General features: G+C 26.7%; 14 protein-coding genes and 1 riboswitch. Of the genes, 9 read left to right on the top strand and 5 right to left on the bottom strand.

The window, feature by feature from the left end; all coding sequences use genetic code 11:
- Positions 1 to 116: 116 nt before the first annotated feature.
- The gene (locus tag RT575_RS01395) at positions 117 to 773 is read right to left on the bottom strand and encodes a DUF2461 domain-containing protein (protein WP_313578240.1); all 657 of its coding nucleotides are present in this window, start codon (positions 771 to 773) and stop codon (positions 117 to 119) included.
- Between the two features lie 90 nt (positions 774 to 863).
- Here RT575_RS01395 and RT575_RS01390 point away from each other — a divergent pair, with 90 nt between their 5' ends.
- The 8 genes from RT575_RS01390 (at position 864) to RT575_RS01355 (ending at position 7,899) form a co-directional block, all read left to right on the top strand.
- Complete coding sequence (locus tag RT575_RS01390) at positions 864 to 2,720, top strand: CocE/NonD family hydrolase (protein ID WP_313578238.1); 1,857 nt, start codon at positions 864 to 866, stop codon at positions 2,718 to 2,720.
- 82 nt (positions 2,721 to 2,802) lie between these two features.
- Positions 2,803 to 3,507 carry a peptidylprolyl isomerase gene (locus RT575_RS01385; protein WP_313578236.1) on the top strand — a complete coding sequence of 235 codons (705 nt, stop codon included), beginning with the start codon at positions 2,803 to 2,805 and terminating at the stop codon, positions 3,505 to 3,507.
- Positions 3,508 to 3,932: 425 nt separating this feature from the next.
- The gene (locus RT575_RS01380) at positions 3,933 to 4,979 is read left to right on the top strand and encodes an alpha/beta fold hydrolase (protein WP_313384436.1); all 1,047 of its coding nucleotides are present in this window, start codon (positions 3,933 to 3,935) and stop codon (positions 4,977 to 4,979) included.
- 106 nt (positions 4,980 to 5,085) lie between these two features.
- A complete protein-coding gene (locus tag RT575_RS01375; protein WP_313384438.1) occupies positions 5,086 to 5,277 on the top strand; it encodes a putative signal transducing protein in 192 nt (63 codons plus the stop codon).
- A gap of 76 nt (positions 5,278 to 5,353) precedes the next feature.
- A riboswitch (SAM-I-IV-variant riboswitch) is annotated at positions 5,354 to 5,452 on the top strand.
- Positions 5,453 to 5,498: 46 nt separating this feature from the next.
- Positions 5,499 to 5,747, top strand: coding sequence for a hypothetical protein (locus RT575_RS01370; protein ID WP_313384439.1), 249 nt, complete (start codon positions 5,499 to 5,501; stop codon positions 5,745 to 5,747).
- A gap of 121 nt (positions 5,748 to 5,868) precedes the next feature.
- The gene (locus RT575_RS01365) at positions 5,869 to 6,678 is read left to right on the top strand and encodes a GIY-YIG nuclease family protein (RefSeq protein WP_313578233.1); all 810 of its coding nucleotides are present in this window, start codon (positions 5,869 to 5,871) and stop codon (positions 6,676 to 6,678) included.
- A gap of 129 nt (positions 6,679 to 6,807) precedes the next feature.
- Complete coding sequence (locus RT575_RS01360) at positions 6,808 to 7,506, top strand: DUF1826 domain-containing protein (protein ID WP_313384442.1); 699 nt, start codon at positions 6,808 to 6,810, stop codon at positions 7,504 to 7,506.
- A gap of 39 nt (positions 7,507 to 7,545) precedes the next feature.
- A complete protein-coding gene (locus tag RT575_RS01355; RefSeq protein WP_313578232.1) occupies positions 7,546 to 7,899 on the top strand; it encodes a hypothetical protein in 354 nt (117 codons plus the stop codon).
- 173 nt (positions 7,900 to 8,072) lie between these two features.
- Here the strand turns inward: RT575_RS01355 and RT575_RS01350 are convergent, their stop codons facing one another.
- Positions 8,073 to 8,267: a hypothetical protein gene (locus RT575_RS01350; RefSeq protein ID WP_313578231.1), complete on the bottom strand. Its 195-nt coding sequence runs from the start codon at positions 8,265 to 8,267 to the stop codon at positions 8,073 to 8,075.
- Between the two features lie 521 nt (positions 8,268 to 8,788).
- Between RT575_RS01350 and RT575_RS01345 the strand changes: the two genes are divergently transcribed.
- Complete coding sequence (locus RT575_RS01345) at positions 8,789 to 9,895, top strand: serine hydrolase (RefSeq protein WP_313578230.1); 1,107 nt, start codon at positions 8,789 to 8,791, stop codon at positions 9,893 to 9,895.
- Between the two features lie 116 nt (positions 9,896 to 10,011).
- Here RT575_RS01345 and RT575_RS01340 read toward each other — a convergent pair whose 3' ends face one another.
- The 3 genes from RT575_RS01340 to RT575_RS01330 are packed head-to-tail and all read right to left on the bottom strand — an operon-like array spanning position 10,012 to position 14,103.
- Positions 10,012 to 10,857, bottom strand: a complete 846-nt coding sequence (locus RT575_RS01340) for an HNH endonuclease (protein WP_313578227.1) — start codon at positions 10,855 to 10,857, stop codon at positions 10,012 to 10,014.
- Positions 10,844 to 12,796, bottom strand: a complete 1,953-nt coding sequence (locus RT575_RS01335) for an AAA family ATPase (protein WP_313578225.1) — start codon at positions 12,794 to 12,796, stop codon at positions 10,844 to 10,846. Before RT575_RS01335 ends, RT575_RS01340 begins: the two co-directional genes overlap by 14 nt.
- A gap of 47 nt (positions 12,797 to 12,843) precedes the next feature.
- Complete coding sequence (locus RT575_RS01330) at positions 12,844 to 14,103, bottom strand: hypothetical protein (protein ID WP_313578223.1); 1,260 nt, start codon at positions 14,101 to 14,103, stop codon at positions 12,844 to 12,846.
- Position 14,104 lies beyond the last annotated feature (1 nt).

Raw genomic sequence — 14,104 nt, 5'->3', positions numbered from 1 at the left:
TTTAGCGTTTAGCGTTTAGCGTTTAGCGTTTAGCGTTTAGCGTTTAGCGTTTAGCGTTTAGCAAAATTAATTTTTTATAAATTGTATCAATAAGAAATTCAATAAAAAACACATAGTTAAATAATTGATTCTCCATTTTCATCGGTAGTTAAAACCTCAGTCATGTAATCAAAAAATGGAGTTAAAACAGTTATTGCTTCTGTAAATTTCTTTGGGAAATCATCTGCGAGAATTTCAGCGTCAGAAATATGCTTAGTAAATAAAAATTGTTTTTTTCTTAGTAATTCAACACGCTCATGGTTTTTATCAAAACCTTTTGGTGCGGTTTTTAACTCATCACCTTCCAATTGCCCAAAAGTTGATTTTAAAACTTTGTTATCAAGTATTTTAACTAATTCATCAGATATTTCTATGTCTTTTCGAATACGTAACAAATCATCTCGTTCTGGCCCCCAAAAACCAGCTCCGATAAAAGAATTATTTGGTTGAATATGAATATAAATCCCTCCTCTTTTGTAGGGCTTTTTTCTTCCCATTATGGCAGAAAAATGGATTTTATATGGTGTTTTATCTAAAGAAAAACGAATATCTCTATTTATTCTATAAATTTTAAGCGGTTCTAATTCTTCTTTTGAACTAAGTTGATTATAAGCATCTTCAAAAATTACTCTTGCTTGGTTTTTAGCTTCAGTAAATTCTTCTTTATGTTCATTGAACCACTCACGATTATTATTTTTTTCTAATTGTTTTAAAAAACTAAATATTTTAGACATTGTATAGATAATATACCAATAAATGTAGCTATTTTAGATTAGATTTAAAAATATATATATCATAAATTAGCATTAAATAAATAAACACACATGAAGATTCCTAAGATAAAAGTAACTGCAATTATCAGTTTTTCTCTACTCGGTTCTATTGTTTTTTCACAAGATACAAAAGCAGATTCTATCTATGTAAGAGAGCATTACGAGAAAATAGAACAACTGATTCCGATGCGAGATGGAACTAAATTATTTACATCTATTTATATTCCAAAAGATAAATCACAGAACTATCCTGTTCTTCTAAATAGAACTCCTTATACAGTTGCCCCTTATGGTACTGATTACAAAAAATCATTAGGAAACTTTCCTGCTGAAATGAGAGAAGGTTTTATTTTTGTGTACCAAGATGTACGTGGAAAATGGATGAGCGAGGGTGTTTTTGAAGATGTACGACCTACAAATAAAAGCAAAAATAAAAAAGCCTTTGATGAAAGTACAGACACCTATGATACATTGGAATGGCTATCTAAAAACTTAAAAAATTACAATAAGAAAGCTGGAATTTATGGAATTTCTTATCCTGGCTTCTACTCTACTGTAAGTTTAATAAATTCACATCCAACATTAAAAGCTGTTTCGGCACAAGCACCAGTTACAGATTGGTTTATTGGTGATGATTTTCATAGAAATGGGGTTTTATATTTGAATGATTCTTTTCGATTTATGTCTACTTTTGGAGTAAACAGACCTCATCCTATTACTCCTGATCAAGGACCAAAACCAATTAATTATCCAATAAAAGATATTTATCGTTTTAATTTGGAGGCTGGTTCTGTAAAAGAATTAAAAGACAAATATTTTCAAAATAACATTAAGTTTTACAATGATATCTTTGCTCATCCAAATTATGATGAATTTTGGCAAGAAAGAAATCCTTTAGCTAACTTAACAGATGTAAAACCTGCGGTAATGACTGTTGCTGGTTTCTTTGATGCAGAAGATGCTTGGGGAGCATTTGCGACTTATAAAGCAATAGAAAAACAAAATCCTAAAGCAAATAACGTTTTAGTTGCTGGACCATGGTTTCATGGAGGCTGGGTTCGTAGCAAAGGAGATACATTTGGTGATATGCAATTTGATAATCCAACAGGTGAATATTACCAACAAAATATTGAGTTACCTTTCTTCAACTATTACTTAAAAGGCAAAGGTGACTATAAACCAACTGAAGCAAATATTTTTATATCAGGATCAAATGAATGGAAACAATTTGAATCTTGGCCTCCAAAAAATACAACATCTAAAAAAATGTATTTACAAGAGAATGGAAAAATAACTTTTGATCAACCAAAAGCTCCAAATTCTTTTGATGAATATGTTGCTGATCCTAACAATCCTGTTCCATTCCAAGGTGGTGTCCTTGAAACACGTTCTAGAGAATATATGGTAGATGATCAACGATTTGCTTCTACTCGACCAGATGTTATGGTTTACCAAACAGATGTTTTAGATAGCGATATAACACTTACAGGACCAATTATCAATCATTTATTTGTTTCTTCGACAGGAACAGACGCAGATTATCTTGTTAAATTAATTGATGTTTACCCTGAAGATACGCCAAAATTTAATGGGAAATTAATGGGTGGTTATCAAAACTTGATTCGTGGAGAAATTATGCGAGGAAAATATAGAAACAGCTATGAAAAGCCTGACGCATTAATTCCAAATGAAAAAACTTCTGTAACTTATTCAATGCCTGATGTCGGACACACATTCAAAAAAGGACATCGAATAATGATACAAGTTCAAAACTCTTGGTATCCGTTAGCAGATCGTAATCCACAACAATTTATGAATGTTTACGAAGCTACAGCAAAAGATTTCTTGAAACAAACACAGCGTATTTATCACGATTCTTATATTGAAGTACCAGTTTTGAATAACTAATAGATAAAGTTCAGTAAAATTTACTGGACTTTATTTTTATCAAAAATTATTGAAATAATGATATAATCAATATTTTTACTGTATGAAGAATACTATTTTTAAATCAATCACTTTTTTATTATTAATGGTTGTATCATCTGCTCTATATGCACAAACATATACCTTAAAATTTAAAACAAATTATGGTAAGTTTGATGTATTACTTTACGATTTTACTCCTAAACATCGCGATTTAATTCTAAGCCAAATAAAAAAAGGAACATATACAAATGCTCAATTTAATAGAGTTATTAAAGATTTTGTTATTCAAGGTGGAGAATTAGATGATCCTATTTTAGCTAGAGAAGCTAAACATCCTGAAGAAAAACCTATTCGACTTGCTCCTGAGTTTTCTCCGAAAGCTTTTCACAAAATAGGTGCACTAGGAGCAGGAAGAGATAGCAATAAAGAAAAAGCTTCTTATTACAATCAAATTTATTTTGTGGTAGGTAAAAAAATAACAGAAAGTGAATTGAATGATTTAGAAATAAAGAAAGGTATAAAATTCACTCCACAACAGAGAGTAGAATATTTAAAAAATGGTGGCCAACCTAGATTAGATAATGATTTTACTGTATTTGGTGAAGTAACAAAAGGATTAAAAAATGTAATTAAAATTAGTACTGTAGATACAAAAAATGAACTACCTACTACTCCTGTTATATTTTCTATCACAGTAAAGAAAAATAAACCTAAATTTTATAAAAAAACTAGTTTATCTGCAGGAATATCTGCAGTGAATTATTAAGTAATTATTCTATCTCTTAATATCTGATAACTTGCCCACAATAAAAAGTATGATGAATAAGTTCTACTCGTTTAGTAAATTCAAATTTCAAATCACAAACTACTTTTTGCAATAGCGATTGAAGAGGAAATCCTTTTTGCGAAGCGATCTAGCGAAGTAAAAAGATTGGTATCGAGAAAGCGCAGTCCGTAGGAATTGCCCAACAAAAAAATTATGATATTTACAAGTCTTTTTAGACTCTAAAAATTCAGTTGATTTTTGGTGTAAAAATACATTTAATTAATGTCTATTTTAAATAAAATAAGTATTTATTATCGAAAAATGAATTAATAAACAGTAATTTAAACAAAATATTAGCATTTGGAGTATTGTGGACACTATATTTTCTTACTACTTTGACCGACACAAAATATAAACTATATATTATGAGTCATCAAAACACATTTTACAGCAAAGAAAATCATGGTAATTATGAATTAATCTCTTTAGGAGAATTTCACCTTGCAGAAGGAGGCGTAATACCAAATTTAGAACTTGCTGTTAAAACACAAGGAACATTAAACCAAGATAAAAGCAATGCTATATTAATTACAACTTGGTATTCTGGAACAACTAAGATTTGGGAAGATGCCTATTTAGGAGAAAATAGAGCTTTGGATCCATCTAAATATTTTATTATTTTAGTTAATCAGATAGGAAATGGGTTGTCTACTTCTGCCAATAACAGTGAAAGTCCTATAGATAAAGCTAATTTTCCAAAAGTAAGAATAGAAGATGATGTTATTGCACAGCACAAATTACTTACAGAACATTTTGGAATAGAGCAATTAGAATTAGTTGTTGGAGGTTCTATGGGGGCACAACAAACTTATGAATGGATTGTAAGATTCCCTGATTTTATGCGTAAAGCTGCTCCTATTGCAGGTTATGCAAAAAATAGTGAACATGATTTTATTTTTACTAAAACACTGAATGATACTTTTTTATTCGATCCTAATTTTAACAATGGGGATTATGAACATACAAGTATGATTCCTGCCTTAAAAAGACAAGCAAATTTATGGGATGTAATGGGATATTCTACAGAAATGTTTCGTCAAAAGGCTTATCAATCAATAGGATTTGAAACAGCTCTAGATTTTTCTGAAGGTTTTACTGAACAATATTTTTCTGCACTTGATCCAAATGTTTTACTTACATGTGCATGGAAATGGCAAAGAGGTGATGTTAGTAGAAATACAGGTGGAGACCTAAAAGCTGCATTGGGAAGAGTAAAAGCAAAAGTATTTGTGATGCCTATAGATACTGATATGTTTTTTATTGAAAGCGAATGTAAACTAGAGCAAGAACAAATTCCAAATAGTGAGTTTAGACCTATAAAATCGATATGGGGACATCTTGCTTTATTTGGAATGGACAAAGATTATTTAAACCAAGTCGATGAACATTTAAAAGAATTATTAAATTCATAAATTTTATTGAACAAAGCTCTTTTATTCATAAAATAGAAGAGTTTTGTTTTTAGCACTATACAATACTATAAAATTATATGTATTTTAGATACTAAATTTTTCTAGAATGCTAAGAACAATAAAAACATATAATAACGAGGCTGAAGCGCATATTGCTTTATCAATTTTGGAAACTTATTCAATCAAAGGATTTATTTTCAATGCATATAGTACAACTATTTATCCTATTTTCTTTGGTGGAGTTGAATTGAGAGTTGAGGAAAGTGATTTTGAAAAGGCAACTGAAATTTTAGGATGATTTTTCAATATATTTTTTTATCAAATAACTAGGCACCAATTATTTTTGGTTTTTATTTATTATTTATATAAATTTGATACATCATCAGGAGATTTTGCAGTAGCAAAACACCAACCGAGTATTACCTACTACGGTGGTTTAGAATGAGGACGACTTGTCAAAAATAAAGGTTATTCATTTCTAATCCTGTTGTTTTAATTATTAATTTAAATTTTAGAACAATGGAAAATTATTTAAAAATTTTTGAAAAAAGATTTTCAAATCTAGCAGATTATGAGCTAATTCAGTCTTTTAATCATGAAGTACGTCAAATAAATTGGGGCGATTTTAGACAATATTACTTAGAAGCCTTGAAAAAAGAATTCTTTAAAAGAGGTTTCGATACAAGTTTAATTATAGAAGGGAGCACAATTTTATTATCAGAAAAAGTTTATTTAGATGGTAAAACTATTCGAACAATTGGTAGTTAAATACAAATCATAAAAATTAAATAGAGATTTTAAATTGGTTCAAAATCTCTATTTTTTATATTATAAAAATGATCGTTTATTACAATTATTCTTTTTAAAGTAAATAATGTAATTTTGTATTATGACCCTGAATGATAGATTGAAAGCTTTAGTTGATATAGTTCCAAAAAATATATGTGGTATATATTATTTATTGAATAATAATGATGAAATTATCTATATAGGGAAAAGTATTAACATCAAACAACGATTAATACAACACTTTAAATCAACAGATAAAAAAGAAATAAAACTTCAACATTTCACCTATAAAGTAAACATAGAAAGCACAGGAAATGAATTAATTGCCTTATTAAGAGAATCTGAATTAATAAAATCACATTTACCTATTTTCAACAGAGCACAACGAAAAGTTAATTTTTTTTATGCGTTGTACAAAGAAAAAAATGAAAAAGGATATGAAGCCTTAACTATTAAAAAAATAGAGAATTCTGGAGAAGAATTATTAGCGTTTACCTCATTAAACGAAGCGAAAGATTTTCTTTTTTCTACAACAGAAAAATATATGCTTTGTCAAAAAATTAATGGATTATACAAATCAAAATCAGCTTGTTTTCAATATTCTCTAAAAGAATGTTATGGTGCTTGTATAAATAATGAAGAACCAAAGGAATATAATAAAAGAGTACAAAAGTTTATAAAATCAATTCAATTACCAAAAAAAGATTTTTTATTCGAACTTGATGGAAGAACTAACTCAGAAAAAGGAATTGTTTTAATTGAAAAAGGGATTTATAAAGGCTTTGGTTTCTGCCCTATTACAATTGATTCACATGATGAAATTATAAATTATATTTCTGTAAAACAAGATAATAAAGATGTAAGAAGAATTTTATTTCGTTATATAAAAAATCAATTAAAATTTAAATGATTATTGCGTTAGGGAAAGTAATGGAAATCCTTTGCGATGAGCAAAGATTGAAGTGAATTGCCCGACCGAAGGGAACGCCCAAATAAAAAATTATTCCTATTTTCGTTCGCTAATTGAAGTATAAAAACTATGTATCATCAATTCTCTGATAATAAACAAGTAAAAACTGTTTCCTCATTTTCTGAACTTATTACAACTAATTTCCAAGGAGAAGCAAATGCGATTTGTTGGGAAAGAAATTTGGATGGAGATTTTTTTGAAATTGTATCTCAACTAGAATTAAAAGACAATATTACAGAGATTACAATTGATGATTTACAACAATTAAATTTATCTGAAAAAGGAAATTTAGCCAGAAAAATTATAATAAATGACATGAATTATCTGACTGATTTTGGTGCTATGCCTTCTCTCAATTTATTAAAGAAATATGAGCGCGATGATGAATTTGATTTTATTTCTACAGATGTTTACTCTTTTCATGTAGACCGCTCTTCTATTAGCACAGACACATATTTATGTACGTATTACGGCGCTGCGAGTGATATAATTCCAAACAATGAAGTTGAACAAAAAATATTAATTCCAGAAATTAGAACTGAACTTAAGAAATTACACCATGATGCTAATGAAGATTTTGAATCGTTTTTAAAAGACAATTTTTTCGATCTTCATTATCAACCAAAACCTGATGCACAACCATTAAATTTGGGATTAGGTAATCTTTGGCGATTGGCTGTAGATCATCCTAATCAGAATGTTTTACCTTGTGTTCATAGAGCTCCGAAAGAAAATGATAACGAATACCGTTTACTATTAATTTGTTAGTTTTTTATAATTTTTAGATTTGCATAACGTAAAATAGATATGACTGTAGAAAATTTAATAGGAAGTTATTTTATAGAAGGAAGTAATCAAGATGAAAGCAATGCAACTTATCATGGTATTCTGAATTTATCTCTTGATGAAAATAACCGTATTGTTGCTGAATGGATAATTGGTGATGCTATACAAAATGGAACAGGTTTTTATAAAGATCAAATTTTAGTTATCAACTTCAATTATATAACAGAAGATGATCAAATTTATAAAGGTGTTGCTGTTTATCGTTGTCTTAGTAAAGATATTCTTGATGGTTTCTGGTCAGAAAAGCATGGGAATCCTCTTTACTTAGGTTCAGAATTTTGTACTCGTATAAAGAATAATGAATTGTTAGATTAGCAAGTATACTTTCTAATTATTTTGGGCGTTCCCTTCGGGCGGGCTTTCCGTTACAATCTTTTCTAATTGGTCATTGAGCGAAGTCAAAATACAATGACCAATCTAAAAAGGATTTCCTCTACAATCCCTAACGCAGTAAAATATTAGATAAAAATAGAAAATATGAAAACTTTTCAAGAACTAGAAAACTTAATCGCTCTTAAAGTAGATTGATTAATAAAGAAATTTTTTTTTTTTAAATAATTAAACCCAGATTCTAAAGTAAAAGTAAAACCTCCTCCTGTTCCGAAAGAAAAAGAGAAAGCAAAAGATGACGGTAACGATGTACCTCCATTTATAGTTTTAGCTTCAGCTTTTGAAATTCCCACCAATACTAAGTTTTTCAAATACAGGTTATTAATATTTTTTTTTGTTTAAGTTAATACTATTATAAAACTAAACATTTTTTATAATTTAATTATAAAAAATGAACAATAATATATTACAGTATTGGTAATATTTTTATGTATTTATATATAGCAATTATTACTTTTAAAAACTATAAAAATTATTTGAGTGCAAAATGATATCTATTCATCTTTATGTATTCTTAGTATCTTATTTGCAATAGCAATTGTAGCGGAAATCCTTTTTGCGAAGCGTTCTAGCGAAGTAAAAAGATTGGGAGCGATAAAGTGCGACCGAAGGGGTTGCCCAAAAAAACATTATTTTTTAGTTAAAAAAATATACTTAATCTTTACTTACTTCTCGATATTAGTATACAAAAAATAGATATTGATTATAATAAGAGATTTATAATTTAATGGGGTTCTGTAAGACTTGAACTACTACCCTATAGTAATTATACAATATGTCGTTTTAAAAATTTATATTTAGAAAAAATTAAATAATGAAAATTGCTTTCCTATTAAATCTTTTATGTATTCCTGTTTTAGGAACTGCTCAACTACAAGCTATATTTCAAAATAAAATAGATTCTATTTTTGAAAAAAATAAAAACGCAATTGGAATTATTGTACATGTAGAATCACCAAAAAAAAATATTTCTTGGAGCTATGCTAAAGGTGTCACAAATATAAAAACAGATGAATTGCTAAACAATCAACAACCTGTTCTAATTGCGAGTAATACGAAACCTTATGTTGCTGCTGCATTACTAAGATTGGTTGAAAATAATGAAATATCTATTGAGCAACCTATCAAAAAATTGTTATCAAAAAAGACTCGTAAATTATTTCAGAAAGCTGGTTATGGTCTAAATACAATTACAGTAAAACATTTGTTATCGCATACATCTGGAATTCAAGATTATGTGAATGATGATTATTTTGAATTTGTAAATCAACATCCTCTACATGAATGGAAAAAAGAAGAGCAAATTAAAAGAACAATTGACATAGGAAACCCTGAGAAAGCTGGAGAAAAATTTAGTTATGGTGATATAAATTATTTACTTCTAACCGAAATAATTGAACAAAAAACAAAACAACCATTTTATACTGCTATTAGAGATTTACTAAAATACAAGGAATTAGGATTAAGTAAAACATGGTTTATTAATTTAGAAGAATATCCAGAAAATACTTTGCCTCTTGCACATCAGTATACAGATAAATACAACTTGGATTCTTATGATATTAATCCGTCATGGGATTTGTATGGAGGTGGAGGAATTGCTTCTACAGCAAAAGAATCTGCACTTTTTTTTCAATATTTATTTGATGGTAAAATCATTAAAAATAAAAATATTTTGGAAGCTATGTATTCTTATGTTTTACCTCTGGAACAATCTAAATATTGTTTAGGAATTTATCACTTTAATTTAGGGTTCAATGCTTATTATCATGGTGGATGGTGGGGAACTGATGTTATATATTCTCCAGAAACTGATGCTACTGTTACTGTTTTTACATTACAAAAAAGCTTTCAACATATTATCAATCCATTCATAGGAAAGGAATTTCAAAATTTATTAATGAATAAGTCTAATTTGTAAGTAATTTATATTTCTATTAAAAATTAGGATTAATTATTTTCGATACAGAAAGTAAAACAATCACATTTTAACAGAGATTTCTTATTATGTTGTATATAGATTAGTAATTACCAATATTAGGTATACTTTATAATAAATTCATCCGAATTAATTAAAGTCTCTTCCAAAATACTTTTATAATAATTGTAGCCAAATTCTTTTTTATTAGATTTTATTTGATCCAAAATAGATTCTTTAATATCGAGAATGCTTAATTTATTTTTAAAAGATTTAATTTGATAAATAAGTTCTGATATTATTTCATTAGAGTTAGTATTAAATCTATTTAAAAGATTTAATTTACTATAATGAGAGCATATTAGATTAAACAATGTTGAATTTATTCCGTTAATATTTTCAAGTTTAAATTTAATTTCGATCTGATTTGTATTAAAAATCAAATCAACAAATAAATATTGTTCATCTGGTAAAATGTCGGTATATAAGTTTAAAAATAATCTATTACCACCTTTTTTCCAATATTTTCCTTTGTAACTGTTGCATTCTGAACATGCAGGCAGTAAATTTAAAGGATTAACAGCGAATTCAGAATATTCTTCTTTTGGAACAATATGATCTAAAGTATTACAAGAATTTATAGTACAATATTGACAAATCTTTTTAATTCTATTATCATAAACAGTCGTTCTTGAATATTTAAATTCAATTAATTTTTTATCTTTTGAAGAATATAATTTTAATAGATCATTTTTATTTTGATTATCAGATATTGATGGACTTAGACTTAAATGATTATTGATGTTGTGAGCATTAATATAGTCATTATAATAAAGTTTTACATTAGGAATAAGAACATTTAATCTGATTCTATAATTAGGATCCTTTTTAGAGTATCGTTTAGTTTTTATAATATCATCTAAAAAACTACAAGGATCATCGTTATAAGGATTAAGATTTTTCATTCATAATACTTTTTAATAACATATTTGCATTTAGACTAAGAGGAATATTATCCGATTTTAGTAGATTAATTATTTCTTCATATGAATATCCTTTATTTACTAACTTTTCTAAAATACTTTTAAATTGTTTTGGTATATCTCTATTTCCAAAAATTTCTTCTGTAATAATTGTAAGGTTCTCTCCGAAAGTTTCTATTAATGGTCTTCTTACTACTAAAATGTCATGTTCTTTTTCTAATATATATACATTTTTTGATAGAAGCTCTCTGACTATTAAAGGTGAATGAGTTGCAATAATACAAAATGAGTTAAATTGATTTGTTAATTGATAGATAACATTCATTAATTGAGATATAGCATTTGGATGCAAATGAGTTTCAGGCTCATCGTATATTATTAAAGAATCATATCTTATATTGGCAACTATTTCTGTTATTATATATAAAAATATACTTTGTCCAGAACTAAGCTTTTTAGATATACTACTAAACGATTTTACATTTACAGTAAAAGAATCAGAATCATTATTATCTTCAATAATTAATTCCTCAACTAAATCATCATCTAAAAACAATGGTAATAATCTAATCCATTTATCAAATCTATTTTTTGATTTAATTTTCTTCCATGAATTATGAAATCTATTTTTTAATCCTTTTTCTGAATATAATTCTCCATTACTTTCTTTTAAACCACAATAGATATAATTAAAATTTGAATCTTTTTTAGGAATTTCAAAATTGTCAAATACACTATATGATACAGCTATTACTTTACTAAATAAAGGAGTTTTAGGAATGAAGTTTTCATTCTTTTTGTTTGAAATATCTAAAGGTAAAGTTGAAGTTAATTGAGTTTTTCCTGTTCCGTTTTTTCCAATTAAAGCGTAAATTCTATTAGAAATTATAGTATTATTGTCAAAATGAAACTCTATGTCAATACTATTTTCAGAATATTTAGGTTTAAAATTATACTTGAAACTATATAAATTCTTTAGATCATAGTCATAGATAATGTATTTAATATTTCTTAGTAATTGTTCTTGTAAGTCAAATCTAATTAATGAATTTTTAAAGTAATATTCATTTTCAAAATTTTCCTGAATATCAGTGAAAAAAGCAGCGTCTTTTAAAGCCCATAATATTGAAAGGAAATCATTTTCAAATTCTCTTTTTATATTTTTATAATAATTTTCATTTGTTCCAAGAGAGCAATATTCATCTGATAAAATTTCAAATGATTCTTCAATAAACTCAGGTGTACTATCACATTGTTTTTTTATTATTTTTGTTCTTCCTATATCTATATAGTCTTCAACAGTTTTAAAATATATCAAATCATAACCTGAGCGATTACCGTAATCATTCCAACCATTGTTGTTGTAAAGTCCAAAAGAAGGAAAGTTTTTAGGACGTAAATCATAATGTGAAACGTTTGTTTTTTTTTCAGATTTATGGAAAACGTAAAATTTAATTTTGTTTGGAATAATATCTTTTGGGTAATCATTATTCCCTTTTTTTCCTATTTTGTATATTGATAAATTCTCATCAGAATGATCTGTTAATATGAATGTAAGTTCATCTTTTTCTATATAAGGAGTAATGATTAAATAATATTTCATAATATCATCTCCATTTCTCCTTAAGTTCGGACTTATGATTAAATTTAAAAAACTGATAAAATATTCATCATTTTCATTTAGTTTAAATCTTTTTTGAAGTAAAAATTCTATATCCCAATCATCGTTTGCAACAAAGTGTTGATAGGCATCTTCATAGGCGTTATCGTACCTACTATCTTCAGAAGGAAGAGAGTATAAATCAAATATTGAATTTATCTCATTTATAATTTCTTCTTCAGAGAGTTTTCCAAATAAATCATTTTGCTCTAAAAGAACCTTTAATAGTTCTTTTTTTACTTTATCAGTTAATCTATACATAATCTAAAAAAATAGATAAAAATTATTTATAAGATATAAAGATTCTACTATTTTTTCTCTATTAACGATTCATATAACTTTTCTCTCCAATAATCTCGTGAAACAACATCTTCATTATCAAATAATTCTTCGATTTCTCTAAAAATCTCAAAAAGAGTAAATGTATTTTCAGTAGTTACTCTCATTAATTTATTATAAACAGATTCTTTGTATTTTTTAAATTCCACATTTTTTGCATATTTTACTTTATTTGCTAAATGAAGTTTTACATCCTTTGTATTTTTTATGTTTGATATTTTCAAAGCATCCTCAGAAACTTGTTTTATAAAAAAGTCAATTAATTCAGGTAAATCTTTTATCTTTTCAAATACTTTTTCTACACTTCCACTATGTTTATATGTTAATAAGTCTACTGGATAAGAAGCTTCATCTCTTTTTAGACCTTTAGGTTTTAAAAAGATATCACTACTTTTTTCTTTGTCTTTCAGAGTTAATTTAAAAACACCATTGAAAGTCACAGGTTTTCTTTTAATTTCGTCATTTTCTAAAATAAGATTAAATGATAAAATTAAGTTATCTCCAATGTTTTTTGAATTATTAAAACTAAATGAAACATAGATTTCTGAATCATTTACTACATAATTATCAATATATATATTTGTTTCTGTTTTTTCTTTATAGAGATTTAATGCAATTAGAGCAACAAAAACAGAGAAGTTAATACCAAAGTTCTTATAAACATCTTTAGAAGTAACAGCTCTTAAATAATATTTTTTATCTTCTTTTTTATATACTAATCTTAAACTTCTTTCATCTTCATTGTCTATATTCATTTGTTTAAGATAATCTTTAATATGATTAATTAGACTTTCATATTCAAAATCACGACAGTAATTAGCAAATTTACTTAAGCTATAATAGTCTAAAATATCTTGTTTTGCAGAATAAGCTGTTTCAACTGAAAGTAAGTCAGATTTATTTTTTTTTAGAATCGATTCATTCGTAATTTTGGCAATTTCAAAGACCGCTTTTTCTTTTTCCAACATTTTCTTCAATTCGATTTTATTTATTTTGGAATCGATATCTTCTTTTTCACATTGAGAATCGAGAAAAAAAATAGAATCTAATAATGATTTTGAATTACCAATTTGAATTACTTTGTTAGTAGATTCATCAATTTTAAATAATTTAACTAACTCGTCTTTAAAATGTTCTTGTTCTTCAAGTACTTTTAATAATTTATTAATAGTAACATAACTATCAGTTGTAAAACTATCAAACTTTTTACTTTGTTTTTCTAATATCATA

The sequence above is a fragment of the Chishuiella sp. genome, from assembly GCF_032109125.1.
Taxonomy (GTDB): Bacteria; Bacteroidota; Bacteroidia; order Flavobacteriales; family Weeksellaceae; genus Empedobacter.
This window is presented reverse-complemented; position numbering and strand designations above follow the sequence as displayed.

What these genes read in the sequence shown, in the direction of transcription:
- RT575_RS01345 (WP_313578230.1), top strand. Translation starts at nt 8,789, where the DNA reads ATGAAAATTGCTTTCCTATTAAATCTTTTATGTATTCCTGTTTTAGGA.
- RT575_RS01365 (WP_313578233.1), top strand. Translation starts at nt 5,869, where the DNA reads ATGACCCTGAATGATAGATTGAAAGCTTTAGTTGATATAGTTCCAAAA.
- RT575_RS01355 (WP_313578232.1), top strand. Translation starts at nt 7,546, where the DNA reads ATGACTGTAGAAAATTTAATAGGAAGTTATTTTATAGAAGGAAGTAAT.
- RT575_RS01395 (WP_313578240.1), bottom strand. Translation starts at nt 773, where the DNA reads ATGTCTAAAATATTTAGTTTTTTAAAACAATTAGAAAAAAATAATAAT.
- RT575_RS01330 (WP_313578223.1), bottom strand. Translation starts at nt 14,103, where the DNA reads ATGATATTAGAAAAACAAAGTAAAAAGTTTGATAGTTTTACAACTGAT.
- RT575_RS01375 (WP_313384438.1), top strand. Translation starts at nt 5,086, where the DNA reads ATGCTAAGAACAATAAAAACATATAATAACGAGGCTGAAGCGCATATT.
- RT575_RS01340 (WP_313578227.1), bottom strand. Translation starts at nt 10,857, where the DNA reads ATGAAAAATCTTAATCCTTATAACGATGATCCTTGTAGTTTTTTAGAT.
- RT575_RS01385 (WP_313578236.1), top strand. Translation starts at nt 2,803, where the DNA reads ATGAAGAATACTATTTTTAAATCAATCACTTTTTTATTATTAATGGTT.
- RT575_RS01360 (WP_313384442.1), top strand. Translation starts at nt 6,808, where the DNA reads ATGTATCATCAATTCTCTGATAATAAACAAGTAAAAACTGTTTCCTCA.
- RT575_RS01390 (WP_313578238.1), top strand. Translation starts at nt 864, where the DNA reads ATGAAGATTCCTAAGATAAAAGTAACTGCAATTATCAGTTTTTCTCTA.
- RT575_RS01335 (WP_313578225.1), bottom strand. Translation starts at nt 12,796, where the DNA reads ATGTATAGATTAACTGATAAAGTAAAAAAAGAACTATTAAAGGTTCTT.
- RT575_RS01380 (WP_313384436.1), top strand. Translation starts at nt 3,933, where the DNA reads ATGAGTCATCAAAACACATTTTACAGCAAAGAAAATCATGGTAATTAT.
- RT575_RS01370 (WP_313384439.1), top strand. Translation starts at nt 5,499, where the DNA reads ATGGAAAATTATTTAAAAATTTTTGAAAAAAGATTTTCAAATCTAGCA.